Raw genomic sequence first — 24,192 nt, forward strand, 5'->3', positions numbered from 1 at the left:
ATGACGAGCGAGGGAACGCGGACGCAGGCCGCGGGAGCTACCGGCCCCGCCCGGAGTGCAACGACCATCCCCGCGACCGCGGCGGAGACCTCCCCCGATGCGCCATGGCCGCTGCACCTGCTGTCCGAGAAGCTCAAGGCGCACATCGAGCGTGCCCCCGCCGCGTGGGTCGAGGGGCAGGTCATCGAGCTGAACCGGCGCGCGAGCATGTGCTACATCACCCTGCGTGACGTCGACTCGGAGGTCTCGCTCTCCCTGTCGGTCTACGGCTCGGTGATGGAGCGGGTGTCCGGCCCTCTGGACCGCGGGTCGCGCGTCGTCGCCCGCCTCAAGCCGGATTTCTGGGTCAAGACGGGACGACTGTCGATGCAGACCATCGACATCCGGCCCGTGGGCATCGGGGACCTCCTCGCCCGGATCGAACGCCTACGGCAGGCGCTGGCAGCCGAGGGACTGTTCGCGGCGTCCCGCAAGAAGCCGCTGCCGCTCCTCCCCCACAGGATCGGGCTCATCACCGGCCGGGACTCCGACGCCATGAAGGACGTGATGCGGAACGCGGCGCTGCGCTGGCCCGCCGTCGAGTTCGAGGTGCGCGAGGTGGCCGTCCAGGGCGTGAGCAGCGTCGCCCAGGTCTCCGCGGCCCTCGCCGAACTCGACGCCCACCCACAGGTCGACGTCATCATCATCGCGCGCGGAGGCGGCGCCCTGGAGGACCTCCTGCCGTTCAGCGACGAATCGCTCGTGCGGGCCGTGGGAGAAGCCACCACGCCCGTGGTCAGCGCCATCGGGCACGAGGCGGACCGTCCCCTGCTCGACGAGGTGGCGGATCTCCGGGCGTCGACGCCTACGGACGCGGCGAAGCGCGTCGTGCCGGACGTCACGGAGGAGCTCGGGCGGATCCGGCAGGCGCGCGCCGCGCTCGAGCGGTCCATCCGGGTCCTCGTGCACCGCGAGAGCGAGAGCCTCGCCAACCTGCGTTCCCGTCCGTCCCTCGCGAAGCCGGAGGGGATGATCGATGTGCGCGAGGCGGACGTCGAACGCCTCCGCTCCCGCGCACTGCGTTCGACCTCCGCCCTGGTGGAGCGCGACGCCGACGCGGTCCACCACCTGCGGGAGCGCGTGCGGTCGCTGTCCCCGCAGAAGACCCTCGACCGTGGCTACGCCGTCGTCCAGCGACCCGACGGGCAGGTGGTCCGGGAGCCCGACGACGTCGGCACCGGGGACGCCCTGAGGATCCGGGTCGCCGGCGGGCGGTTCGCGGCCATCGTCCAGACAGAACCAGGCACGGCCGCGGGCCGCGAGAACAGGAAGAAGCCGGAATGACGGACAAGACCACCGAGACAGCACAGCACTCCGATATCGAGGCGCTGTCCTACGAGCGGGCCCGGGAGGAACTCGTCGCCGTCGTGTCACGGCTCGAGGCCGGCGGCGTGAGCCTCGAGGAATCGCTCGCACTCTGGGAGCGCGGCGAGGCACTGGCGGACCGCTGCGAGGCGTGGCTCGAGGGCGCGAAGGCCAGGCTTGCGGCGGCGCGGGACAAGGCCGAGGGCCAGTAGCGAACCGGTGCGGGGCGTTCCCCAGCGCCCGCCCCGCCCGGCCTGCCCGGAGGGACCGGGCGAGCCGTAGCCCGGCACGAGGTCACCTCCAGTGGGGCAGCTCCTGCAGCGCCCACGCGTTGCCGTCCGGGTCCGCGAAGTAGACGAATTTCCCCCACGGCTGTTCGTCGACCTCCGTGGCCTCCATCCCGCGTCCGACGAGTTCGGCCCGCGCCTGCGCCGCGTCGGCCACGACCACCTGGATGCCACGCAGCGAGCCCGGTGCCATGTCGCTGATGCCCTCGCCGAACGCGATGGAGCAGGCCGATCCGGGCGGCGTGAACTGCACGAACCGGACGCCCTCGCTCACGCGGTGGTCGTGGTCGAGCACGAACCCCGCCTGGTCGCGGTAGAACGCGATGGAACGGTCCACGTCGCTGACGGGTACGCCGATGAGTTCGATCTTCCAGTCCATGAGGGCCTCCGTTGTGGTGGTTGGACCTCAAGACTAGGAAGTTACGCGGTCGGATCCTGTCCGCATCGGTGGCGGCAGCGCGTCAGGTCGCGGCGAGCCGCCGCTTCTCTGCCTCGACGTCGAACGTGGCGCGCGGCCAGCTCAACTGCATGTCCTCCAGCGTGGCCGTGAGCAGGTGCTGGACGGCGAGCCTCGCGTACCACTTGCGGTTCGCGGGCACCACGTACCAGGGGGCGTCCGGCGTGCTCGTCCGTTCGACGGCCGCCTGGTAGGCCTCCTGGTACTGGTTCCAGTAGGCGCGCTCGTCGACGTCGCCGGGGTCGTACTTCCAGTGCTTGTCCTTGCGGTCGAGGCGTTCGGCGAGCCGGATCTTCTGCTCGTCCTTGCCGATGTGGAGCATGACCTTGAGCACGCGGGTCCCGGATGCGATGACCTCGTCCTCGAACCGCTGGATGGCCCCGTACCGCTGCTCGACGTCGGCGGCGGGTGACAGGCCGCGCACGCGGTGGATCAGGACGTCCTCGTAGTGGGACCGGTCGAACACCCCGATGAGCCCGGCCCCGGGCAGCTGACGGCGGATGCGCCAGAGGAAGTCGTGCTGACGCTCCTCGTCGGTGGGCGCCTTGAACGCGTGGTGCTGCACGCCCTGGGGATCCACCAGCCCCATGACGTGACGGACGATCCCGCCCTTGCCCGAGGTGTCCATCCCCTGCAGGACGAGCAGCACGGCGATCTCGCTCCCCGCGCGGCTCTCGGCGAACAGCTTCTCCTGCAGGGACGACAGCGCCTCCGCGCCGGCGGCGAGCGCCGCCTTGCCCTGCACCTTGCCGCCGTCGAACCCGGGGGTGGACTGCGGGTCCACGGACGCGAGGGAGAAGTCCGGCCCCGCCAGGAGCAGACGACGCATGTCGGTGATGCTGCCGGTGATGCTGCCGGTGGTCGGTGCCATGGGTGCTCCTGCGGGTGGGGCGGCGGGACTGCTCAGGGCTTGTAGGTGGACAGGAAGTCGGCGAGCCGCCCGACGGCGTCCTCGATGACCTCCACGCTCGGCAGGGTGACCATCCGGAAGTGGTCGGTGTGCACCCAATTGAAGGCGCTGCCGTGGGAGATCAGGATCTTCTGCTGCTTCAGGAGGTCCAGGGCGAACTTCTCGTCGTCCTTGATGGGGTAGACGTCCGGGTCAAGCTTCGGGAAGAGGTACAGGGCGCCCTGCGCGACCTCGCAGCTCACGCCGTCGATGGCGTTGAGCATCTGGGCGGCCTTGTCCCGCTGCTGGCGCAGGCGCCCGCCGGGCAGGATCAGGTCGTTGATGCTCTGGTAGCCGCCGAGGGCCGTCTGGATGGCGTGCTGCGCGGGGACGTTGGCGCACAGGCGCATGTTCGCCAGGAGGTTGATGCCCTCGATATAGTTCGCGGCGTCGCGCTTCGGCCCGGAGATGGCCATCCAGCCGCTGCGGAAACCTGCGATGCGGTACGCCTTCGACAGCCCGCTGAAGGTGAGGCAGAGGACGTCCTCGCCCGTGACCGAGGCCGCATTGATGTGCACGGCGTCGTCGTACAGGATCTTCTCGTAGATCTCGTCCGCGAAGATGATGAGCCCGTGCTCGCGGGCCATCCGCACGATCGCCTCGAGGACGGGGCGCGGGTACACCGACCCCGTGGGGTTGTTCGGGTTGATGAGGACGATCCCCCGGGTGTTCGGGGTGATCTTCGAGGCCATGTCCTCGAGGTCCGGCCACCAGTGGTCGTCCTCGTCGCACAGATAGTGCACGGGGGTACCGCCGGCGAGCGCCACGGACGCGGTCCAGAGCGGGTAGTCCGGCGTGGGGATGAGGATCTCGTCGCCGTTGTTGAGCAGGGCCTGCATCGAGAGCGTGATGAGCTCGCTCACGCCGTTGCCGAGGTAGACGTCGTCGACGTCGATCGAGGTGATGCCGCGGCTCTGGTAGTACTGCACGACGGCGGTGCGCGCCGAGAAGATGCCCCGCGAGTCGCTGTAGCCCTGCGACCTGGGCAGGTTGCGGATCATGTCCACGAGGATCGCGTCAGGTGCCTCGAAGCCGAAGGGTGCGGGATTGCCGATGTTGAGCTTGAGGATCCGGTGGCCCTGGGCCTCCATGGTCATGGCGTGCTCGAGCAGCGGCCCCCTGATGTCGTAGAGGACGTTCCGGAGCTTATCCGACTGCGCGTAGGTGGCCATTGGATCAGAATGCCATATCGCAGTGCCGCAGCAGGGGCCCGGCACGCGGCAGGACGACGCCGAGTGCCGGGCCCCTGAGGGGTGGAACCGGGAACCGGGATCAGCCCGCGAGGCCCTTCGCCGCGAGCCAGTCGGCCGCCGCATCCGCCGGGTTGCGCTTCTCGGAACCGCTGACCTCGCGGTTCAGCGAGAGCAGGTCCTCGGTGGTCAGCTGCGCCGAGACCTCGTTCAGGGCCTCCTGCGCCGCCGCGCTGACGGTGTCCGTGTTGATGAGCGGGAGCACCTGCTGGGCGATGAAGTTGTCCTCCGGGTCCTCGAGGACCACGAGGTCGTTGTCCTCGATCGACGGCGTGGTCGTGTAGATGTCGGCCGCCTGCACGTCGTCGTTCAGCAGCGCCTGGAGGGTGATGTCCCCGCCGCCGTCGTTGATCGCCTCGAAGCCGCCGGGCTCGCAGCCGTACTTGTCCTTCAGGCCGGGCAGGCCGTATGCGCGCTCCTGGAAGGTGCTCGGAGCGCCGATGGTGATCTCGCCGCAGACCTTCGCGAGGTCGGCGAGGGACTCGAGGTCGTACTTCTCGGCCGTCGCCGCCGTGACGACCAGTGCGTCCTTGTCCTCGGCCTTGGAGGGCTCGAGCACGCCGAGCTTCACGTCGGGCGACTTCGCGGCGAGCGCGTCCGGCAGGGCCGCCAGGATGTCCTGGGCGGACGCCGCCGTCGCATCGGGATCGGCGAACAGCAGCAGGTTCCCGCCGTACTCGGGCAGGATGTCGATCGATCCGTCCTCGAGGGCGGAGTAGTAGATCTCCCGCGACCCGATGTTGGGCTTCGTCGTCGCCTCGACGCCGGCCGCGGTGAGCGCTCCGGCGTAGATCTCGGCGATGATCTGGCTCTCGGGGAAGTCCGCAGAACCGACGACGACGGACCCGCCGGCGGCGCTCGCGGTGCTCTCCGTGGCGCCCTGGGGGTCGCTGTCGGCACCGCATGCGGTCAACGCCAGCGTGGCCGTCAGGCCGCCGGCCAGTCCCATCAAGGCGCGCCGGGTGGCGCTTCGGGCTGACAGGTTCTTCATGGTGTTCCTCCTTGTGCTCCGGCGACGGCCTTCTGCCGGCCGGAATCTCTGGTTTTCTGGGAACCGGTTGCCCGGAGGCCCGGTGGAACGGCGAGTCGCTGCATCAGGCCCAGGAGCAGATCGACGGCGATCGCGAGGACGGTGATGACGACGGCGCCGCCGAAGAGGCGCCCGTAGTCGGCGAGCTGGGTGCCCTCGACGAGGTACACCCCGAGCCCACCGAGGTTGATGAAGGCCACGACGGCCGCGGTCGCGATGACCTGCAGGACCGCGGCCCGGACCCCTCCGAGGATCACCTGCAGGCCGTTGGGCACCTCGACCCGGAGAAGGATCTGCAGTTCACCCATGCCCATGCTCCGCGCGGCGTCCACCACGGTGCGGTCCACCGACGCGATGCCCGCGTAGATCCCGCTCAGCAGGGGTGGGACGGCCAGCAGCACGAGCGCCCAGATGGGGGGCATCAGCCCGAGCCCGGCGAGCAGCGTGAACAGGAACACCATGCCGAGTGTCGGCAGGGCGCGGAGGATGCCGACGCCGGAGACGATGACGACGCGGCCGCGGCCCGTATGGCCGACGTACAGGCCGACCGGCACGGCGATCGCGAGCGCTATCAGCAGGGTCAGCCCGGTGAAGCCGAGGTGCTCGACGGTGCGCGTGGGGATCCCGCGGTCGCCCTCCCAGTTCGCGGGCGCGGTGAGCCACTCCCACATCTGCACGAAGAGATTGGTGCTCGAGTAGTCCATCAGGCACCCGCCACCTTCGCCTCGGGCGCGACCGCCTCGGCGGCTGGCCCCGACCCGCGGGACCCGCCGGCGCGTGCGCTCCGCGCCCACGGGGTGAGCAGCCGCTCGGTGAGCACGAGGAGCAGGTCGAGGACGAGGGCCAGCAGGAGGATGATGGCGATCCCGACGGCGATCTCCGTCGGGAAGGAGCGGAACAGGCCGTCGGTGAACAGGGTCCCGAGGCTCGGTACCCCGATGAGGGCACCGACGCTGACGAGCGAGATGTTGGTGACCGAGACGACACGCAGGCCCGCGAACAGCACGGGCAGCGACAGCGGGAGGTCCACCGTCAGGAACCGGCGCACGGGCATGTACCCCATGGCGATCGCCGCCTGGCGGACGCCGTCGTCGATCGAGTCGAGGGCGTCGAGCGTGGACCGGACGAGCAGGGAGAACGCGTAGACGGACAGCGCGACGATCACGTTGATGGGATCGATCACCTTGGTCCCGAGGATCACGGGGAGGAACACGAACATGGCCAGCGACGGGATGGTGTAGAGGATCGAGGAGCCGGTCAGCAGCACCGACCCGACCACCGGGTTCAGCCGGGCGAGCTGGGCCATCGGCACGGCGGCGAGGACGCCGAGGACCAGCGGCACGATCGCCTGGAAGAGGTGGAGGCGCGTGTGTAGCCAGATGAAGTCGAGGTTGGATAGGAACCAGTCCACGGTCAGACCGCCGTATCGTGCTGGGCGCGGCCCCGGTCGAGCCGCGCGGCTTCGATGAGCTCGAAGACCTCGGCGGCCCGGACGACACCCACGGCGCGCCCGTCGTCGTCGATCGTCACGCCGAGACCCGAGGGTGAGGACAGTGCGGCGTCGAGCGCGCGGCGCAGCGAGTCTCCCCGCGTGTACAGCGACCCGCCGGGTACGGCATCCGCCTGCCGCGTGATGCTCGCGCGCGTGGCCTGCGGGATCCAGCCGTGCGGGCGCCCGTCGGCGTCGACGAGGAGGGTCCACGGCGAGTGCACGGGGACGGTCGGATCCGCGAGGCGCTCCGCGTCGATGGTCTCGACGGGGTGGATGGTGACGCCGTCACCCTCCTGGAAGGAGAGGTGCCGGAAACCGCGGTCACGTCCGACGAAGCCGGCGACGAAGTCGTCAACGGGTGCCCGGAGGATCTCCTCGGGCGCGGCGAACTGCGCGAGGCGCCCCCCGACGGCGAACACCGCCACCTTGTCCCCGAGGATGGTCGCCTCGTCGATGTCGTGCGTGACGAAGACGATGGTCTTCGCGAGATCGCGCTGCAGGCGCAGCAGTTCCTCCTGCAGTTCGGCGCGGACCACGGGGTCCACAGCACTGAACGGCTCGTCCATGAGGAGCACGGGCGGATCCGCCGCGAGGGCCCGCGCCACGCCGACGCGCTGCTGCTGGCCGCCCGAGAGCTGCGCGGGGTACCGGCGGCCAAGGTCGGGGGCGAGCCCGACGACGTCGAGCAGTTCACGCGCACGCCGGCGTGCCTCAGCCTTCCCGACGCCGTTGAGGCGGGGCACGGTCGCGATGTTGTCGAGGACTGTCCGGTGCGGGAGGAGCCCTGAGGACTGCATGACGTACCCCATGGAGCGGCGCAGCTCCGCGGCCCTCTGCCGGCCGATGTCCTGTCCGTCGAGGAGGATCTGCCCGGAGGTCGGTTCCACCATGCGGTTGATCATGCGCAGCGAGGTGGTCTTGCCGCAGCCTGAGGGGCCCACGAAGACGGTGATCCGCCCGCGGTCGATGTCCATCGAGAGGTCCTCGACGGCGGGGCGTCCGCCGTCGTAGGTCTTGGTGACGTTGCGGAACTCGATCATGGGGCGGCTGGAGGCCTGCTCGGGGGGTGTCATGGCAGCTGTGCCTTTCCTGGCAGGAGCTTCTCGGCCGGGCTGCGCCCGCGGGCCGCACGAATGCGGGTCCGGCTTGCCGTCTGTGGGTCGCTGGGCGGAGGCGCAGCGGTCAGTTCAAGCTGTCGGAGGTTCTGAGTCTAACCATCAGTTCGGAGCAGGCAAGACCGCATATGGGTCCGGGGTCGTTCCGTCTCCCTCCACGGACGGGATGATGCTGCCGGCGCGGCCGATGCGCCCGGCCCTACTGCCCCATCAGGAAGCGGACCCCCATGACCGGGTCCTCCTCGAGGAACACCACACGGGTGATGCCCGCGGCCGCGAGCAGCGTCCGGAGGCGTACCTGCAGGTCGGGCTGGTGCATCGCCAGTCCGCCACCGAGGACCACAGGGCCGGGCACGCCGATCACGGAAGCGACGTCGAGCACGAGGCGGGTCAGTGCCTCGGCGGCGCGGTCGAGGATGTCAGCGGCGTCGGCGTGGCCGTCCCGTGCCGCGTCGAACACGGCGCGGGACTGCGCCGCCCAATAGGTCCGGCCGGCCGCGGAGTGGAACAGCCCGATCAGTTCCGTGGGGGTAGCGACATCGTTGAGCGCCAGCACGGCGGCGTCGAGGGTATCGGCCGGGAGCCCGACGTCGTTCCGGTGCAGGGCCCGCCGGACCGCCTCGCGGGCCACCCAGTAGCCGCTGCCCTCGTCCCCGAGGAGGTAGCCCCAGCCCCCCGAACGTGCCTGGCGGCCCTCCTCCGTGACACCCCAGGCCACCGAGCCGGTCCCGACGATGACGGCGATGCCCGCGCGCGCTTCCCCGGCGGCGAGGATGAGGCGCGTGTCGTGGACGACGTCGATCGCGGCTCCGGGCGCGTGGGGTGCGATCAGGGCGCGGAGCCGGTCGGCGTCCGCCCCGGTGTCGACTCCGCCGGATCCCGCGACGACGCGCCCGACGGCTCCGGCAGGCCCGGCGGGCGCGGTGGCCAGGAGCTCACCGAAGAGATCGAGGAGGTTGCGTGCCGCCGCATCCGGCGTGACGTTCTGGACGTTGGCGCTTCCGGCCCGGGCCTCCGCGACGAGCGTACCGTCCCGCCAGAGCGCGCCATGCGTCTTCGAACCGCCGATGTCGAGGCCGACGACGAGTCCTGCGGCCGGCCCTGCGGCCGGTCTCTCGGTCCCGCGGGCGTCGGCCCGTGTCGCGGTCGTACCGGGCGCATCGGGGGCCGCGGACGCGGCCGGACGGGACGACGGGCTGTTCGACGGGCTGTCCGACGGGCGGGACGACGGGCTGTTCGACATGCCTACAGGGTACAAACAGCGGTCCGCCGGCCGAGGAGCGGTGACCGCCCGACAGGGCGACGTAAGACCGGCCGGGTGTCGGGGCCGGCCCGTCGGGTGCTACCGGGCCCTGCTGCCGGGCGGCGCTACCGGGCGCGCGGGCCGGACCTGCTACCGGGCGCGTACTACCAGGCGGCGCGGAGCCGGACGACGAACGATCCGGTGGCGAGGGCGGCGCAGACCCCGGCGACGGCGAGCGCGAACACCGTGACCGACGCGTTCAGACCCCAGATCCCCGCTGCGGCACCGAGGCCCAGCACGGGCACGGCGCTGCCGAGATAGGTGATGACGTACACGGCGCTGACCGTCTGGGCGTGCAGGGCGGGCGCGACCCTTACGGAGACCTCGTTGAACACCACCCGGAAGGCCATGCCCTGCCCGAAGCCGGCCGCGAGGCACGCCCCGACGAGCAGGGGCAGGCTGCCGGTCGACTCGGCGACGGGCAGCAGTCCGACCCCGAGTGCCATGCCGGCGAGTCCCAGCGGCACCACGAACCGTCCGCGTGGCGACAGGATCTGGCTGACCGCCGAGGACCCGAGCACGAGGGCCGCGAGGAGGCCGATCAGCGGCCGCGAGGACGTACCCGCGATCCCCGCGAACCAGGTGGGCGCGAGGCTCAGCGTGAAGCCGAACACGGCGAAGCTCAGGAACCCCACGGACGACGCCGTCCAGAACGACCGCCGTGCCTCCCGCGACACGGCCGGCCGGCGCGGACGCAGGGCGGTGAGCGGGCTCTGCCCCTCCGCGGACTTGATCGCGGGCCGTGCGCGCAGCAGCAGCAGCGGCACCAGCAGGCTCGCGAGAGCCACGAGGTAGACGAGGAAGGGGGTCCTGGTGGGCACCGGCAGCAGCGAGAGGAGCCCGCCGATCACAGGACCTGCGGCCACGCCTCCGGCCGAGGCCATCAGGGTGAAGCGGGACGCCCAGTCGGGGCGCGTGGGCAGCAGGTCGCGGAGTGCGGCCGCGCTCGCACCGGTCGCCAGGGCGACGGCGCCGCCCTGCAGCGCACGCCCCGCCGCCAGCATGGGCAGCGAGGTAGCGACGGCGAAGAGGGCGGCTCCGAACAGTCCGAGGACGACGGCGAGGACGAGTGCGGCGCGCCGGCCGATGTGGTCGGACCAGTGGCCGGCGAGGACGAGCCCGCCGATCAGCGCGACGACGTAGGAGGCGAAGGCGACGGTGACGGCGAAGGGCGTCAGCCCGAGATCAGCCTGGATGAGGGGATAGAGGGGCGTGGCGAGATTCGCGCCGACGAGCAGGGTGGAGATCACCGTCACTGCGAGCGCGAGACGGACGGCAAGGGAGGCGTCCCAGCTGCGGCGCTCGGCCGCCGTCGGCCGCATCCGCAGCTCGTTGATGACGCTCATCCCGCTTCTCCTTGCTCGCACGCGCCAACAGTAGGCGTTACCCCGGGCGGATCGGATCCGGGCTTCTATAGGATGGAACGTATTGCACTCCGTGCCGCGTCACGGGCTCACATTTTGAGCGTCGTGCGCAACACAGGTGCAGCGGACTGACAGGAAGTGAGCTTCATGAGCAAGCTGGACAGACTCGACCTGCGCCTGCTCCTCGAGCTGGTGCGGGATCCGCGGGCGCAGGTGAGTGAGCTCGGTGAGCTGCTCGGCGTGGCCCGCAACACGGCGCAGACCCGGATCCGCCGGCTGCTCCGCGCGGGGGTCCTCCGCGTCGGCGGGCGCGAGCTCGATCTCGAGGCGCTCGGCTTCGACGTCGTCGCCTTCATCACCATCGAGGTGGCCCACCGCGAGCTCGACGGCGTGATCGCCGGACTCCGTACGCTCAACCAGGTCCTCGAGGTGCACGAGATCTCCGGCCGTGGCGACGTCTGGTGCCGCGTGGCCGCGACGGACACCCACCACCTCCAGGCCGCCCTGCGGTCGGTCCTGAAGATCAAGGGTGTCATCCGCACCGAGACCGTCCTCGCGCTGCACGAGCACATCCCGTACCGAACCGAGCCCCTGCTCGAGCGCCTCGTGCAACGCCCCGCCGACGCCTGAGCGAACCCGATCCGGTACGGTTTCCGCCCGACCTGCCCGACCTGCCCGACCTGCCCGACCTGCCCCCGACCCGTCCAGGAGACCCCCATGGCCCTGCCCACCACCGATACCCGCGTGACCTACCCCCAGGGCGCCGTCGAGTCCGTGTCCCGCGTGCTGCACGTCGAGGCCCGTGATGACGGCCGGCACGCCGTGCTGCTGGACACCACGGCGTTCCACCCCGTGGACTCCGCGTGGCCCGACCAGGGCGCCGACCGCGGCGGACTCGAGGCCCCGGGACGCAGCTGGCCCGTGACCGACTGCGTGGTCGGCGCGACGGACGGCACCACCCTCTACCTCGGGGCGGAGTCGCCCGTCCGCAAGGGCGCCGAGGGCTGGGCGTTCGTCGTCGTGCACCTGACCGACGGGGATGCGCCGGCGGAGGGCGACGACGTCGTCGTACGGGTGGACGCCGCGTACCGCGCGGCGGTGTCGGCCGGGCACACCGGGTGCCACCTGGCCTCGCTGGCGCTCAACCGTGCCCTGGAGGACCGCTGGAGGAAGGAGGTCGCCGCGGACGCCCTCGGGGCGCCGAACTTCGACGCCCTGGCGATCGACACGACCGTCATCGGCGAGTTCGGATCGGTCGACACCTACCGGATGGGCAAGTCCCTGCGCCGGAAGGGTTTCAGCGTCGAGGACTTCGACGCCGGCGCGACGGCCCGGACCGTGAACGCGACCCTCGCGACCTGGACGGCCACCGGCGCGACGATCGGCATCGCGGCGGACGGACCGGGCCTCACGGACCGGCGCCGGTGGGTGTGCGACCTGCCGGGCGAGCGCGCGGAGATCCCGTGCGGCGGCACGCACCTGTCCTCGCTGGCGGGACTCGACGTGACCGTTGACCTGGAACAGACGGACACGGACGGCACGCCGGTGCTGCTCATGCGGACGCGCGCCGTACCGGCCGCGCCAACGACTGCACCCACGACTGCCTAGGCTCCCCCGCCACGGCCCGCGCCGAGCGATCGCGCCTCCTCGAGGAACTGCTCGGCGACCTCCAGGCGGGACACCGCCTCCGAGGCGTCGCGGCCGTCCGTTCCGCTCCGCCGCGCCCCGGCGATGAGCGTGAGGCTCACGGCCGCGGCCCTGCTCCTGAGCGCCACCGGGTCGACGTCCCGGTCGAAGGCCCGTAGGAACCGCAGCAGTGCCTGCGGGACGTGCGTGTAGCCGGCGTGCAGGCCCGGCAGGACGGCGATGTGCCCGAGGAAGCAGGCGAGGTCGTCCACGAGGCGTCCGGGCCCGAGAGCGTCGACGTCCAGCAGCCCCGACACCGCGCCGCCCGTGATCAGGAGGTTGCCCTCGTAGAAGTCCCCGTGGGTGGGGACGAGAGGACCCCCGTCGCTCGAGCGGACCATCTCGTCGATACCTGCCGCGAGGTGCCGGATCCGGGCCGCCTGCGCCGGAAGCGCGGCCACCGCACCTTCACCGTAGTCACGCACGCGCGCAGCCCACGGCGGGCGGACGGGGAGGGCGAGGACGGCGCGAGGCAACGACCCTAGTACCTCGACGAGGGCGTGCGGATCGACGTCGGCCGCGCCATCGCGCATGAGGAGCTCGGCGAACGGCGTGCCCGGGGCGGGATGCATGGCGACGACGTCCTGCACCGGCTCCCCCGCGACGACGGGGGCCGGCACACCGGCCGCGCGCAGCATCCGGTGCCTGTCCGCGAGTGGACCGGCACCGTTGCGCCGCAGGACCTTCAGGTAGCGGCGCTCCTCCCCGTTGTCGGCTAGCACCACGGCGCGGCGCAGGGGCCGGTAGCTGCGCAGGCCGAGGACCGTCGCCCGCGGCTCGTGGCCGGGTCCGAAGGCGAGCGCCGTCGCGCGCTCCTGATCGAGGGCGAGCGGGAGCCCCGGCAGGAGCGGATCGGCAGGATGCACCCACACCGCGAGCGCGTCCGTCCCGCGACGGTGGAAGACCACGACGCCGGCCGCCGGGTGCGGGACGGCGCAGGACGTGATGCAGGCGTACGCCGGCGCCGGGGACGCGCGGGACCGGCGGCCGGGCGAGCGCCGGGCAGGGCGGACCTGGACGGAGAAGATGCCCGTCACGCCTGCTCCGGGCCGGTGGTGCAGGGAGGCGAGCTGCCAGGATCCGAGGTCCCAGCCCACCCCCGCGAGCGCCTTCCGCAGGAGGTCCGCGGGTGCATCGGACTCGAGGAGCGCCATGGTCTCCTGCTCACGGACGATCCGTGCCTGCCTCGCCCTCATGCGGCTCCCAGGAGATGCCTACGGGGGCCGGTGCCCGGTTCCCCTGCGATGTGGTGCCCTGTCAGGCGCGCCGACGCTGCAGCACGTCGTCGAGGTTGATCCGTCCCGTGGCGGGGGCGGCGTCGGCGGTGTCGTGCGCGGTGTCGTCCGTCGCGGCGATGCGGGCAGCGGCCTCGGACGCCTTGATGGGCGTCCTGGAGGTCGGCTTCGGGGCTTCGGGCAGATCCAGCGGTGCGGGAGCCTGGCGTTCGGCCTTCGCAGCGTCGACGTAGGTAGGTCGGGGGACGTCGACGGGAGCCCACTCCGGCGCGGTCCGCTCGACCGCGTCGCCGGTGCCGGCCGTGGCTGCTGCGCCGGTATCCTGCGCGGAGGCGCTCCGGACGTCCACGACGGTCGAGCCGTGCGCCACGGCCAGGGCGGCTGTGCGCAGTTCCATCGGCGTGAGGCGGCGCGTGACGGTCTCCTCGGCGTCGAACAGGCTGGTGGGCCGTCGAGGTGCTGCCGGTGCTGAGGGTGCTACGGGAAGGGCGGCGGGGAGCCCGGCAGGCTCGGCCTCATGGTCGGGCGCCATCGCGTGAAGGAACGCCTGGTCCACGCGCGCACGCCGGGCGCGGACGGCGAGCATCCTGAGGACGGCCACGGCGGCCACGGCGACAGCGAGGGACACCGCGGGGAGCAGGAGGGAGACGACGCCGAACGCTGCCGGCACGAGCGTCACCAGCACGGTCAGGAGGGCCACCAGGCCTACGAGCGCGACTCCGATGCGTCCCCATCTCGGGCTGAAGGACGGGGTTCCGGTGGGCGCCACGGCGGGCAGGCCCGCGGGCTCCTCCGGCGGGGAGGGCGGGACCGGCGTGGATCCCGTGGTGCGTGCATCGTCCTGTGGCGCGGTCATGGTCATCATGCTCCCTGCGGGACGGCGGGTCCCGCGTCGTGGCGATCGGTATGTCCTCCCGGCGGTCGCCGGTAAGGTCCTCCTGAGCACGGAAGGGGCCACCCATACCAGCCACAATCCGACGATTGCGGCGAGCACCAGCGAGCTATCCAGGGAGAGGACCACACTTAGAACCGTAGGAGCACTTCGTGCCCCGTCCCCGCATTGGGCGCGGTGTGTCGGGGCCTAATATGCTTGCCGCGGCATTCAACCGTCCGCTCAGCCGTGGTGGGATCGCCCGCTCTCGAGCCAGGGCGCCAGCAGGCCGCGCGGCACCTCCTCCGCGGTCAGTGCGAAACTCCGATGGTCCGCCCACTGGCCGGCGATGTGCAGGTACCGGGGCCGCAGTCCTTCGTCGCGGAACTGCAGCTTCTCGACGACGCGGAGGCTGGCACGGTTCTCGGGCCTGATGTTGATCTCCATCCGGTGAAGGCCTAGGTCCCCGAAGCAGTAGTCGGTGGCCAGGGCCACCGCCGTCGGGGCGATGCCCCGGCCGGCCCGCTCGACGTCCACCCAGTACCCGAGGGTCGCCGTGAGGGCGGATCCCCAGGTGATCCCCGAGACGGTCAGCTGCCCCACGAGCCGCGCGTCACGGGAGCCCGGGGGCTGCTCCGTGATGAGGAACGGCAGTGCCGTGCCCGCCCGGGCCTGCGAGGTGAGGGACCGCACCATCTGGTGGTATGTGGGCAGGAACCCTTCCGGGTCGGGATTCGAGGCTTCCCACGGCGCGAGCCACCGGGCGTTGCGGTGCCTCAGCGCCGTCCACGCTGCCTTGTCCCTGTGGCGAATGGGCCTCAGGACGAGGGAACCCGTCCTGAGGCTCACGGGCCAGCTGGTCGCCGACCACATGGCGTACGCTCCGTGCTAGTCCGTGAGGTTCTTGCTGAAGTCCCTGATCCAGGCGCGGAGGTCCGGCCCGAGGTCCTCCCGCTCGGAGGCCAGCGTCACCACGGCCTTGAGGTAGCTCAGCTTGTCGCCCGTGTCGTAGCGGCGGCCGCGGAACACCACGCCGTACACACCGGAGCCTTCGCCGTCTGCGCCCGCGAGGGTCTGCAGGGCGTCGGTCAGCTGGATCTCGCCGCCACGGCCGGGTTCGGTGGTCTCGAGGACGTCGAACACGCGGGGGTGGAGGACATAGCGGCCGATCACGGCGAGGTTGGAGGGCGCCTCCTCGACGGAGGGCTTCTCGACGAGCTGGTTCACGCGGACGTGGTCCTCGCCGTCGATCTCGGTGATGTCGGCGCAGCCGTAGGCGCTGATCTGCTGGGGATCGACCTCGATGAGCGCGATCACGGAGCCGCCGGTCTTGGCCTGGACCGCGATCATGGTCTCGAGCAGCGGGTCGCGGTCGTCGATGAGGTCGTCGCCGAGGAGTACGGCGAAGGGCTCGTTGTTGACGTGCAGCTTGGCGCGGAGGACGGCGTGCCCGAGACCCTTGGGGTCGCCCTGGCGGAGGTAGTGGATGTCGCCGAGCTCGGAGGGGCGGCGCACCGCCGCCAGCTTGTCGTGGTCGCCCTTGGCCTCGAGCGTCTGCTCGATGAAGGGCACGCGGTCGAAGTGGTCCTCCAGGGCGCGCTTGTTCCGGCCGGTGATCATCAGGACGTCGGACAGGCCGGCGTCCACGGCCTCCTGCACGACGTACTGGATGGCGGGCTTGTCCACCACGGGGAGCATTTCCTTGGGCATAGCCTTCGTGGCGGGCAGGAACCGGGTTCCCAGGCCGGCCGCGGGGATAACGGCCTTCGTCACACGTGATCGCAGAGTCATGGGCACAACACTACATAATGGGCGCCCGATCCCCGGCTGCCCATCACAATGGTGGGATGAGCCTCGCCGGACGTGATACGGGAAAGCATTCTCTACGCGCATCGCTGCGCGCCGCGCGCTCCGCGCTGGACCCGGCCGAGCGGCAGGGCCAGTCGCAATCGATCGCCGACGCCGTCCTGGAGTACGCCATGGACGTCCTCGCCCCGACCGGTTCCGGGGATCGCCCGACGATCGCCGCCTATCTGGGCCGTGATCCCGAGCCGGGCACCGAGCACCTGCTGCACGGGTTGCACACGCGCGGGTTCGGTGTCGTCGTACCCGTATGCGAGCCGGCGTACCAGCTGTCATGGGTGGTGTGGGCCCCGGGCGCCGCGCTCCGGAGGTCCGTCCGCGCGCCGGTCGACGAGCCCGTCGGCCCGCGGCGCCCCTTCGAGGAGGTGCCCTCCGTGGGCCTGATCCTCGTGCCGGCCCTCGCCGTCGACCGGTCGGGGCAGCGCCTCGGCCAGGGCGGCGGCTACTACGACCGCTTCCTCGCGCAGCATCCCGCGGATTCCCGCGGAGCGCCGCTCCGGCTGGGCGTGGTGTACCGGTCGGAGCTCCTGCCGGCCGGCGCCCTCCCGGCCGAACCCTTCGACCAGCCACTGGGCGGTGTGTTCACAGCTGAGGGGCTCCAGTGCTTCGAGGCGGTCGGCGGGTCGGTGTAGACTGGCACTCGACCCCGGAGAGTGCCAAGAGCAGCGGCCAGAAGAGCCGTCCGGGGGCCACGAAGTTCGTCCAGGAGGATTTCCATGCCCATGTACGCCTATGCCTGCAAGGACTGCGGCCATGCCTTCGACATGCAGCAGTCGTTCTCGGAGGACTCCCTGACCGTGTGCCCGGCGTGCGGCGGCACCCTGCGCAAGAAATTCAACAGCGTGGGCGTGGTGTTCAAGGGCTCGGGGTTCTACCGGAACGACTCCCGGTCGACGACGACGAGCACGGACGCCGGTGCGCCGTCGACATCCTCCGCGCCGTCAACGGCCGCATCCGACTCCTCGGGCGGGTCCAAGGCTGCGTCCTCCGCGTCCTCCGCCTCCTCGACCTCGACGGGCAGCGCCGCGGCGTCCTGACCGGGGGCGGCCTGAAGGCTGCGTCCTGTTCCCCCAGCGGACCAGGGCTCCCTTCAACGGACCGGTGACTTCCTCGCGCGGACCGGGACCTTCTCATCGGACCGGTGGCTTCCTCCCGCGGACCGGGACCTTCACATCGGACGGGTGGCGCGGCCTTCGGGGCGATGTCCACATAGCTGCGGCTCCCCGCGCTGGCGGGGCGCACCCGGCCTACGGTCGGCGCATGACCACGACCAGCCTCTCCCGGGAGGCCCCCGTCCGCTACCGTCTCCGCAGGCTGATGCACCGCCGCAAGCGGCTCCTCGCGTGCCTGCTCCTCAGCATCGCGGCGGGCGTGGCGGTGGAAGGGCTGGTGGGCGACGACTACACCACGACGACGGTGGTCACCGCTGCCCGTGATCTCCCTGTCGGCACGGTGCTCGCGGAGTCCGACGTCGCTCTCGTCCGACTGCCCGAGGCGGCGGTTGCAGGCCGAGCTTTCGAGCAGCCGGACCTCCTGGTGGGCCAGCAGCTGGCCGCTCCCCTGGACCAGGGGTCGCCCATCCCGACCACCGCTCTCGTCGGCGACGGGCTGCTGACGGGCACTCCTCCCGGCACCGTCGCCGTCCCGCTCCGACCGGCAGACCCGGGGATCGTCCAGCTCCTCGTGCCCGGCCAGCTCGTCGACGTGGTCCTGACCACCGGCAACGGCTACGACGCCCCGGCCGAATCGATTGTTCTCGCCCGGTCGGTCGCCGTCCTGTGGACGGACTCCGGCGCGGGAGGAACCGGCGGCACCTGGCCCGGGGCCGGCGGCGACGAGGGGCTCGTCGTCGTCGCGGCGGGCACCGACGAAGCTGCCGCCCTCGCGGGGGCCTCCAGCTCGGGGGACGTCCACCTGGTTCTGACGACCAAGCCGTGAACGGTCAGGGCACGACCAGGGCATGGTCACCCAGCCGGACCCGCCGGACCGGGCAGAGCCGCCGGACCGGGCAGAGCCGCCGGACCGGGTAGAGCCACCGGACCGGGTAGAGCCACCGGACCGGGCAGACCCGCCGGACCCGCCGGACCCGCCGGACCGATCAGAGCCGTGGGAGCGGGCAGAGCCCTCGGAGCGGTCAGCCCCAGTGCGGGGGCCGCTGCTCCTTGAGCCACTCTTCGTGGTTCTCCTCCGTGTCCCCCCAGGACCGGGGGTCGTCCTCAGCGGCGGTGGCCGGGAGGACCGGGGCCTGATCGGTTCCGGCGGCCTCGCGACCATCGTCGCTCGCGTCTCCGTCGCTCGCGCTTCCGGTCTTCTGCTCGTCGCTGGTCATCAGTGCATCGTCCTTCGGTGCATCGTTGTTCGGTGCATCGCCCTTCCGGGTCCGTACGGGTTGGGAGGTCTCCCTCGGTGGCAGTCCGAGGACGGCGGAGGCACGTTCCGCGCAGCCGTCCGGATCGGTGAAGACCTCGATGGTCCACAGCGGCATGTACCGCCAGCCCATGCGTTCGAGGACCTGCGGACGGAGCCTGCTGCGTTCCCGGACGGACATCGACCCGTAGCGGGTGGTCCCGTCCGACTCGATCGCCAGCGGCGCGGGTCGCTCGTCCTGGACCGCGGCTGCGCTGCCGTCCGGACGAAGGTCCGCCGGGCGCACCGCGACGATGTCGAGGACGCCGGCGTAGTGGTCCCACACCTCGGCGCCCCGGTGGCGCAGGCGGTCCACGAGGTCCGCGACCAGGGGGTCCTCGTTGCTGCCGGACAGGGCCCGGGGGTTCCCGGTTCCACTGCCCATCTCCCGCTGCAGCAGTTCGAAGAAGTCGAGGGCCCCGGTGGTGAGCCGGTCCGGATCGAGGTCCGAGGGCTGGAAACAGGTCAGCACGTGCTGGAGCCGTCGGGCACGTGTCATGGCCATGACGAAGTTCCGCCGACCGTTCGGGCCCGAGAGCGGGCCGAAGGAGTGAAGCGCCCGGCCGTGGGGTGTGCGGCCGTAGCCGAGCGAGAAGATGATGTCGTCCCGGACCAGGCCGCCCGCCCGTTCCACGGGCACCACACGGAAGGCCTCCCTGCCGGGTGTGAAGAAGTCGGCGGCCCAGGGGAACTCGGTCATCTGCAGCCGGATCGCCTCGCCCACGCGCGCTGCATGCCGGGAGCTGGCGGTGACGACGGCGAGCGAGACGTGCGGGCGGCGGCGGATGTGCTCGAAGACCAGCTCGACCACGCGGTTCACCTCGACGGCGACGCTCTCGACGCCGTCGTGCTCGGAGCTCGGCATGCCGGTGCCGTTCGGCAGGTACTCGACCACGAGGCCCCGTCCGCTGCCGGTGACCTCGGAGGCCTGCGGGAGGCGGGAGAGCTTCCCGTCGTAGAAGGACTCGCTCAGGTAGGTGTCGAGGCCGCGGTCGACGCCGCGGTACACCTCGGTGAGTCCACGCACGGGCAGCACCTCGCGGAGCGCGTCGAAGGCACTGGGCAGGGGTTCGAGGGTGGAGGCCCGGTCGGCGGACTGCACCTCGATGCTGAAGCGGGTGGGTCCGGCCAGGCGGTCGTCACCGAAGACGGCCACCTGCGAGGCGCGCGCGATGCAGGGCACCGCGCTCTGCAGCGACATCGATTCGCCGTCGAGGATCACGGCGGTGTCGAACGCGTACCCCTCGGGGACGGCGCCCCGGACGGTCAGCGGGCTCACGGCCCAGATGGGCACGAGCGCGGCCACGATCTCGGGGTGGAGGCCCGCGAAGACCTCGAGGGTCAGGGTCCCGTCCTTGAGCTCCTGCCGCAGCCGGGCGGCGTCCCCGGGGTGGCTCTCGACGGCGGCGCGCCACCGCTCGCCGAGCGTCCATCGGATGCGGGCGGGGCCGGACGCGATGTGCGCGTTGTCCGCCAGGCGGTACTCCGCCTCGAGCTTGCGCAGGCTGTCGCCGTCGGACATGGCGAGGTAGTCGTCCCCGCTGATCATCGCCTCGAGGGCTGACTGCCACCATGCGAGTTCGAGCTCGTCCCTCACGCGGTCGGCCGGCACTTCCCGGTCGGCGAGGTCCGTGAGCAGCTCGCCCAGGCCCTGCTCGCGCATCTCGTCGAGCAGCAGCGTGCGCTCGGGCAGCGTGGCGAGGGTCTCCTTGTCGACGGCGAGGTCGCGGAGGAGGGTCTCCAGACCGTCCAGGTCCAGCGCCGCGAGGTCCGGGCGCCCGGAGGTGGGGCGGAGGATCGTGGTCAGTTCCTCGAGCCGTGCCTCCACGGCCCGGTACGACGCGTGGATCTCGGCGAGACCCGTGGGCACGGAAGGGTGGCGTTCGGTCAGGGCGTAGCGCGTCCAGAGCGTGCGCTGCTGCTGAACCTCGCGCAGGGACGTGTGCAGGTCGGAGATATGGACTCCGGGCCGGATGTACTCCTTGGCGACGCGCCGCAGCCGGGACCGTGTCATGGAGCTCATCTCGATGTCGCGTTCCTTCCGCCACGAGGACGGCGCGGTGGCGGAGATCAGGTCGGTGACGGGCCGGTCGAAGATGTCCGGCGTGAACTTGTCGAGGCTGGCGCGGACCGCGACGAGGAGTTCGAGCTGCTCGCCCCACTCCCGGAAGGTCCCGCCCAGCGTGATGTGGGAGTGCTCGGCGACGCGCTGCACCTTGTTCCGGAGTCCGGGGATCTCGGTGGCGAGCTGCTCGGCGAGGCCGTGCGCGTGCTCGGTCTCCTTGCGGTTGAGCAGCTGGGCCCCGTACCAGGGGCTCTGCGTCGACGCCTTGCTGAAGCTGCCCAGCTCGGCGGCACGCCGCAGGCGCTCGGTGAGCTCCGCGCGGTCCGTGATGGAGTCGAGGACGCTCCGCTTCAGGCGCACGGTGGTGGACGGCGCCGGATCGAGGGCGGTGAGTCCGGCGAGCGACTGCATGGCCTGGTAGGGCGAGCACCCCCAGCGGCTGCGGATGTCGTGGAGGCTCCGTACGTGCTCCGTGAGCTGGTGGCGGTGCCCGGTCAGCGTGGAGTGGAGCGTCCCGAGTTGCGGCTCGACGGCCTTCTCGTTGCGGACAAGGGCACGGATGACGGCTTCGCGCAGCTGCGCCGGCCCGGTCTGGCTGCCGACCTGGAGCACGAGCGAGCCCAGGTTCAGCCCGTCGAGGTCCTGCACGAACTCGTTGAGGGTGCCGCGGCGCTCCGCCGCGACCACCACGCGCCTGCCCGCGGCCGCGGCCCGGGCGGCGACGTTCAGCGCGGTCTGGGTCTGGCCCGTCCCGGGGGGTGTCGCCACCACGAGGCTGACGCCCGCCGAGGCGAGATCGAGGACGTCCTGCTGGGCCCTGTCAGCGTCGAGGACCAGGATCTCCTCGGCGGGGTCCCGCTCGTCGGCGGGCGGGAACTGCAGGCCGTCGGCCGCACCGGCGAGGGCCGACGCCGCGTCGGCGTCTCCCCTGGCCGCGCCCACCAGGGCGGCGAGGACGGGATGGTCGGGGTTCAGGGCGGGATCACCCTTGACCCCGGCGAGGTCGGCGAAGGTGGACACCAGGATCCGGTGTTCCACGGACATGCCGCGGACGCCCTCGCTCAGCGCCCGCATGCGCTCGAGGACGGGATGCGGATCGAAGCGCGCCGTGCCGTAGGCGAGGCGCGCGATACCGACGGGATCCACGCGCAGGCCCTGCTCGTTCCGCAGGTGCCGGACGAGTGCCGGGTTCATGCGGGCCTGCTCCGTGATCTGCAGCTCGTAGTCGTCCTGGGAGGGATGCACCGTCAGGGAGACAGCGGTGAGGAGCACGGGGGCGTTCAGCGTCTCGGAGCGTCCCGAGTCGTCCACCGACCGCCACGAGGCCGTCCCGGCGGCGAGGTAGCCGACGTCGATGCCCCGCTCGGTGCCGAGCTCGAAGATCTTCGCGCGGAGGGCGCGCGCCGCGGCCTTGGCGGCACTGTACTGGACGGGGTCGCGCAGCAGCGTGGACAGGCGCGTCCGCCGGCCCGCCTGGAGCTGGGCGAGCCCCGAGGGATGCGCGTGGGTCAGGTCGATGCTCGTGCCGGCCGAGGGCCGGAAGTGCAGGAGCGTGTCCCCGGTGGCCTGGGGACCGAGGCCCTCGAGCCAGGGCACGAGGAACTCCTGGGCGGACGACGCATCGCAGGACGCGTCGGTACGCTGCCGCCCCGACCCCGCGCCCTGCGGCTCCTCCGCGGGGGCTCCCGCCGTATCCCGCTGGTCCTGCTCCGGCACGGCCGCCTTCTTCCCTGCATTGTCACGTGCTGATCTCGACCAGATTGGCATGTCTTCCAAGCTATCCGAAAAGCGGTCGGACCCCGCGGATAGCAACGCGGCCCGGGCGGATGGGAGGGGGTTCGACGCCCCTCCCGGTTCCGACTACTCCCATTCGATGGTTCCCGGCGGTTTGCTCGTCACGTCGAGCACCACGCGGTTGACGCCGTCCACCTCGTTGGTGATCCGGTTGGAGATCCGTGCGAGGAGGTCGTACGGCAGGCGCGACCAGTCAGCGGTCATCGCGTCCTCGCTGGACACGGGACGCAGCACGATGGGGTGCCCGTACGTGCGGCCGTCGCCCTGGACGCCCACACTGCGGACATCGGCGAGCAGCACCACGGGCATCTGCCAGACCTCGCTGTCGAGTCCGGCGGCCGTGAGTTCGGCGCGGGCGATCGCATCGGCCTTGCGCAGGAGCGCGAGACGCTCCTCCGTGACGTCCCCGACGATCCTGATCCCGAGTCCGGGACCGGGGAACGGCTGGCGTCCGACGATCTCCGCGGGCAGTCCGAGCTGCGCGCCGACGGCGCGCACCTCGTCCTTGAAGAGCGTGCGCAGCGGCTCCACGAGCTCGAACTGCAGGTCCTCCGGCAGCCCGCCCACATTGTGGTGGCTCTTGATGTTGGCCGCACCCTCGCCACCGCCGGATTCGACGACGTCGGGGTACAGCGTGCCCTGCACGAGGAACCGGATGGGCTCGCCCTCCGCCTCTGCCTCGCGCATGATGGCGCGCTCGGCCTCCTCGAAGGCACGGATGAACTCACGGCCGATGATCTTGCGCTTCGTCTCGGGGTCCGACACTCCGGCCAGGGCCTCGAGGAAGCGCTTCTGCTCGTTGGCGACGTAGAGCTTCACGCCGGTGGCGGCCACGAAGTCGCGCTCGACCTGCTCGGCCTCGCCCTCGCGCAGCAGTCCATGGTCGACGAAGACGCAGGTGAGCTGGTCGCCGACGGCGCGCTGAACGAGCGCGGCGGCGACGGCGGAATCGACTCCTCCGGAAAGTCCGCAGATGACGCGCGCGTCGCCGATCTGCTCGCGGATGCGCTCCACCTGCTCCTCGAGGATGTTGCGCGTGGTCCAGTTCGGATCCAGGCGCGCGCCTCGGAACAGGAAGTTCTCGATGACCGCCTGTCCGTGCTGCGAGTGCTTGACCTCCGGGTGCCACTGCACGCCGTAGAGCGCCTTGTCCTCGTTGGCGAAGGCCGCGACCGGGGCGCCGGCCGTGCTGGCGAGGACCTCGAAGCCGTCCGGAGCGGCCTGCACGCTGTCACCGTGGCTCATCCACGCGTTCTGGTGCTCGGGGGTCCCCTCGAGGATGGAGCGGGACGCGCCGTCCGAGGTGATGTCGGTCGAGCCGTATTCCCTCAGGCCGGTCTTCGCGACCGTGCCGCCGAGCGCACTGGCCATGGCCTGGAACCCGTAGCAGATGCCGAGCACCGGCACTCCGGCGTCGAACAGGTCCCGCTCGATGCGGGGCGCGCCCTCCGCGTAGACGCTGGAGGGGCCGCCCGAGAGGATGATGGCCGAGGGGTTCTTCGCGAGGATCTCCTGCGTGCTGAGCGTGTGCGGCACGATCTCGGAGTACACATCCGCCTCACGGACGCGGCGCGCGATCAGCTGCGCGTACTGCGCGCCGTAGTCCACGACGAGGACAGGACGGTGTTCGGAGCCGTTCTCGGGGGTAGTCACCCACCAACAATAGTCCGCGGGCACCCGC

General features: G+C 71.5%; 22 protein-coding genes. 7 read left to right on the forward strand and 15 right to left on the reverse strand.

Going from position 1 to position 24,192, the window contains the following annotated elements:
* Both xseA and AC4D2C_RS15300 read left to right on the forward strand, forming a co-directional pair.
* Positions 1-1,323 (forward strand): exodeoxyribonuclease VII large subunit, encoded by a 1,323-nt coding sequence (gene xseA, locus AC4D2C_RS15295; protein WP_490915696.1) that lies wholly within the window; start codon positions 1-3, stop codon positions 1,321-1,323.
* Positions 1,320-1,556 carry an exodeoxyribonuclease VII small subunit gene (locus AC4D2C_RS15300; protein ID WP_490915697.1) on the forward strand — a complete coding sequence of 79 codons (237 nt, stop codon included), beginning with the start codon at positions 1,320-1,322 and terminating at the stop codon, positions 1,554-1,556. The genes xseA and AC4D2C_RS15300 overlap by 4 nt, the downstream gene beginning before the upstream one ends.
* 82 nt (positions 1,557-1,638) lie before the next feature.
* Here AC4D2C_RS15300 and AC4D2C_RS15305 read toward each other — a convergent pair whose 3' ends face one another.
* The 9 genes from AC4D2C_RS15305 to AC4D2C_RS15345 form a co-directional block, all read right to left on the reverse strand.
* On the reverse strand, positions 1,639-2,010 hold the full coding sequence (locus AC4D2C_RS15305) for a glyoxalase superfamily protein (protein WP_490907770.1): 372 nt from the start codon (positions 2,008-2,010) through the stop codon (positions 1,639-1,641).
* 82 nt (positions 2,011-2,092) lie between these two features.
* A complete protein-coding gene (locus tag AC4D2C_RS15310; protein ID WP_490915784.1) occupies positions 2,093-2,917 on the reverse strand; it encodes a PPK2 family polyphosphate kinase in 825 nt (274 codons plus the stop codon).
* A 74-nt stretch (positions 2,918-2,991) separates the two neighbouring features.
* Positions 2,992-4,209: a pyridoxal phosphate-dependent aminotransferase gene (locus AC4D2C_RS15315; protein ID WP_490915698.1), complete on the reverse strand. Its 1,218-nt coding sequence runs from the start codon at positions 4,207-4,209 to the stop codon at positions 2,992-2,994.
* Positions 4,210-4,309: 100 nt separating this feature from the next.
* Entirely contained in the window at positions 4,310-5,278 is a 969-nt protein-coding gene (locus AC4D2C_RS15320) for an ABC transporter substrate-binding protein (protein ID WP_490915699.1), read from the reverse strand.
* Positions 5,275-6,021: an ABC transporter permease gene (locus AC4D2C_RS15325; protein WP_490915700.1), complete on the reverse strand. Its 747-nt coding sequence runs from the start codon at positions 6,019-6,021 to the stop codon at positions 5,275-5,277. Before AC4D2C_RS15325 ends, AC4D2C_RS15320 begins: the two co-directional genes overlap by 4 nt.
* On the reverse strand, positions 6,021-6,728 hold the full coding sequence (locus AC4D2C_RS15330; protein WP_490915701.1) for an ABC transporter permease: 708 nt from the start codon (positions 6,726-6,728) through the stop codon (positions 6,021-6,023). The genes AC4D2C_RS15325 and AC4D2C_RS15330 overlap by 1 nt, the downstream gene beginning before the upstream one ends.
* A gap of 2 nt (positions 6,729-6,730) precedes the next feature.
* Positions 6,731-7,849 (reverse strand): ABC transporter ATP-binding protein, encoded by a 1,119-nt coding sequence (locus AC4D2C_RS15335; protein WP_490915785.1) that lies wholly within the window; start codon positions 7,847-7,849, stop codon positions 6,731-6,733.
* A 274-nt stretch (positions 7,850-8,123) separates the two neighbouring features.
* Positions 8,124-9,167, reverse strand: coding sequence for an N-acetylglucosamine kinase (locus tag AC4D2C_RS15340; RefSeq protein WP_490915702.1), 1,044 nt, complete (start codon positions 9,165-9,167; stop codon positions 8,124-8,126).
* A gap of 164 nt (positions 9,168-9,331) precedes the next feature.
* Positions 9,332-10,573, reverse strand: coding sequence for an MFS transporter (locus tag AC4D2C_RS15345; protein WP_490915703.1), 1,242 nt, complete (start codon positions 10,571-10,573; stop codon positions 9,332-9,334).
* 165 nt (positions 10,574-10,738) lie between these two features.
* Here AC4D2C_RS15345 and AC4D2C_RS15350 point away from each other — a divergent pair, with 165 nt between their 5' ends.
* Together AC4D2C_RS15350 and AC4D2C_RS15355 are read left to right on the forward strand one after the other, a co-directional pair.
* A complete protein-coding gene (locus tag AC4D2C_RS15350) occupies positions 10,739-11,221 on the forward strand; it encodes an Lrp/AsnC family transcriptional regulator (RefSeq protein ID WP_490915704.1) in 483 nt (160 codons plus the stop codon).
* 87 nt (positions 11,222-11,308) lie between these two features.
* Complete coding sequence (locus AC4D2C_RS15355) at positions 11,309-12,199, forward strand: alanyl-tRNA editing protein (protein WP_490915705.1); 891 nt, start codon at positions 11,309-11,311, stop codon at positions 12,197-12,199.
* On the opposite strand, the gene AC4D2C_RS15360 is transcribed toward AC4D2C_RS15355, so the two are convergent.
* The 4 genes from AC4D2C_RS15360 to galU form a co-directional block, all read right to left on the reverse strand.
* Positions 12,196-13,473 (reverse strand): phosphotransferase, encoded by a 1,278-nt coding sequence (locus AC4D2C_RS15360; RefSeq protein WP_490915706.1) that lies wholly within the window; start codon positions 13,471-13,473, stop codon positions 12,196-12,198. The two genes, AC4D2C_RS15355 and AC4D2C_RS15360, sit on opposite strands and share 4 nt — an antisense overlap.
* A 61-nt stretch (positions 13,474-13,534) precedes the next feature.
* Positions 13,535-14,368, reverse strand: a complete 834-nt coding sequence (locus AC4D2C_RS15365) for a hypothetical protein (protein WP_490915707.1) — start codon at positions 14,366-14,368, stop codon at positions 13,535-13,537.
* 258 nt (positions 14,369-14,626) lie between these two features.
* Complete coding sequence (locus AC4D2C_RS15370) at positions 14,627-15,256, reverse strand: GNAT family N-acetyltransferase (RefSeq protein ID WP_490907780.1); 630 nt, start codon at positions 15,254-15,256, stop codon at positions 14,627-14,629.
* A gap of 15 nt (positions 15,257-15,271) precedes the next feature.
* Positions 15,272-16,174, reverse strand: a complete 903-nt coding sequence (gene galU / locus AC4D2C_RS15375) for a UTP--glucose-1-phosphate uridylyltransferase GalU (protein ID WP_490915708.1) — start codon at positions 16,172-16,174, stop codon at positions 15,272-15,274.
* 56 nt (positions 16,175-16,230) lie between these two features.
* Between galU and AC4D2C_RS15380 the strand changes: the two genes are divergently transcribed.
* From AC4D2C_RS15380 to cpaB, 3 genes are all read left to right on the forward strand, one after another.
* Positions 16,231-16,878, forward strand: coding sequence for a 5-formyltetrahydrofolate cyclo-ligase (locus AC4D2C_RS15380; protein WP_490915709.1), 648 nt, complete (start codon positions 16,231-16,233; stop codon positions 16,876-16,878).
* Positions 16,879-16,962: 84 nt separating this feature from the next.
* Complete coding sequence (locus AC4D2C_RS15385) at positions 16,963-17,283, forward strand: FmdB family zinc ribbon protein (protein WP_490915710.1); 321 nt, start codon at positions 16,963-16,965, stop codon at positions 17,281-17,283.
* A gap of 223 nt (positions 17,284-17,506) precedes the next feature.
* The gene (gene cpaB, locus AC4D2C_RS15390; RefSeq protein WP_490915711.1) at positions 17,507-18,184 is read left to right on the forward strand and encodes a Flp pilus assembly protein CpaB; all 678 of its coding nucleotides are present in this window, start codon (positions 17,507-17,509) and stop codon (positions 18,182-18,184) included.
* Between the two features lie 196 nt (positions 18,185-18,380).
* Here the strand turns inward: cpaB and AC4D2C_RS15395 are convergent, their stop codons facing one another.
* Together AC4D2C_RS15395 and guaA are read right to left on the reverse strand one after the other, a co-directional pair.
* Positions 18,381-22,484: a DUF4011 domain-containing protein gene (locus tag AC4D2C_RS15395; protein ID WP_490915712.1), complete on the reverse strand. Its 4,104-nt coding sequence runs from the start codon at positions 22,482-22,484 to the stop codon at positions 18,381-18,383.
* A gap of 93 nt (positions 22,485-22,577) precedes the next feature.
* Positions 22,578-24,164 (reverse strand): glutamine-hydrolyzing GMP synthase, encoded by a 1,587-nt coding sequence (guaA, locus tag AC4D2C_RS15400; RefSeq protein ID WP_490915713.1) that lies wholly within the window; start codon positions 24,162-24,164, stop codon positions 22,578-22,580.
* Positions 24,165-24,192 lie beyond the last annotated feature (28 nt).

This window comes from Arthrobacter sp. TJ-240 (genome assembly GCF_058269195.1).

Bases quoted from the DNA above. Each gene is read 5' to 3' on its own strand.
- AC4D2C_RS15310 (WP_490915784.1), bottom strand. From the start codon at position 2,917: ATGCGTCGTCTGCTCCTGGCGGGGCCGGACTTCTCCCTCGCGTCCGTG.
- AC4D2C_RS15385 (WP_490915710.1), top strand. From the start codon at position 16,963: ATGCCCATGTACGCCTATGCCTGCAAGGACTGCGGCCATGCCTTCGAC.
- AC4D2C_RS15370 (WP_490907780.1), bottom strand. From the start codon at position 15,256: ATGTGGTCGGCGACCAGCTGGCCCGTGAGCCTCAGGACGGGTTCCCTC.
- AC4D2C_RS15355 (WP_490915705.1), top strand. From the start codon at position 11,309: ATGGCCCTGCCCACCACCGATACCCGCGTGACCTACCCCCAGGGCGCC.
- cpaB (WP_490915711.1), top strand. From the start codon at position 17,507: ATGACCACGACCAGCCTCTCCCGGGAGGCCCCCGTCCGCTACCGTCTC.
- AC4D2C_RS15335 (WP_490915785.1), bottom strand. From the start codon at position 7,849: ATGATCGAGTTCCGCAACGTCACCAAGACCTACGACGGCGGACGCCCC.
- AC4D2C_RS15345 (WP_490915703.1), bottom strand. From the start codon at position 10,573: ATGAGCGTCATCAACGAGCTGCGGATGCGGCCGACGGCGGCCGAGCGC.
- AC4D2C_RS15340 (WP_490915702.1), bottom strand. From the start codon at position 9,167: ATGTCGAACAGCCCGTCGTCCCGCCCGTCGGACAGCCCGTCGAACAGC.
- AC4D2C_RS15305 (WP_490907770.1), bottom strand. From the start codon at position 2,010: ATGGACTGGAAGATCGAACTCATCGGCGTACCCGTCAGCGACGTGGAC.
- AC4D2C_RS15350 (WP_490915704.1), top strand. From the start codon at position 10,739: ATGAGCAAGCTGGACAGACTCGACCTGCGCCTGCTCCTCGAGCTGGTG.
- xseA (WP_490915696.1), top strand. From the start codon at position 1: ATGACGAGCGAGGGAACGCGGACGCAGGCCGCGGGAGCTACCGGCCCC.
- AC4D2C_RS15360 (WP_490915706.1), bottom strand. From the start codon at position 13,473: ATGAGGGCGAGGCAGGCACGGATCGTCCGTGAGCAGGAGACCATGGCG.
- galU (WP_490915708.1), bottom strand. From the start codon at position 16,174: ATGACTCTGCGATCACGTGTGACGAAGGCCGTTATCCCCGCGGCCGGC.
- AC4D2C_RS15315 (WP_490915698.1), bottom strand. From the start codon at position 4,209: ATGGCCACCTACGCGCAGTCGGATAAGCTCCGGAACGTCCTCTACGAC.
- AC4D2C_RS15320 (WP_490915699.1), bottom strand. From the start codon at position 5,278: ATGAAGAACCTGTCAGCCCGAAGCGCCACCCGGCGCGCCTTGATGGGA.
- AC4D2C_RS15395 (WP_490915712.1), bottom strand. From the start codon at position 22,484: ATGCCAATCTGGTCGAGATCAGCACGTGACAATGCAGGGAAGAAGGCG.
- AC4D2C_RS15380 (WP_490915709.1), top strand. From the start codon at position 16,231: ATGAGCCTCGCCGGACGTGATACGGGAAAGCATTCTCTACGCGCATCG.
- AC4D2C_RS15365 (WP_490915707.1), bottom strand. From the start codon at position 14,368: ATGACCGCGCCACAGGACGATGCACGCACCACGGGATCCACGCCGGTC.
- AC4D2C_RS15300 (WP_490915697.1), top strand. From the start codon at position 1,320: ATGACGGACAAGACCACCGAGACAGCACAGCACTCCGATATCGAGGCG.
- AC4D2C_RS15325 (WP_490915700.1), bottom strand. From the start codon at position 6,021: ATGGACTACTCGAGCACCAATCTCTTCGTGCAGATGTGGGAGTGGCTC.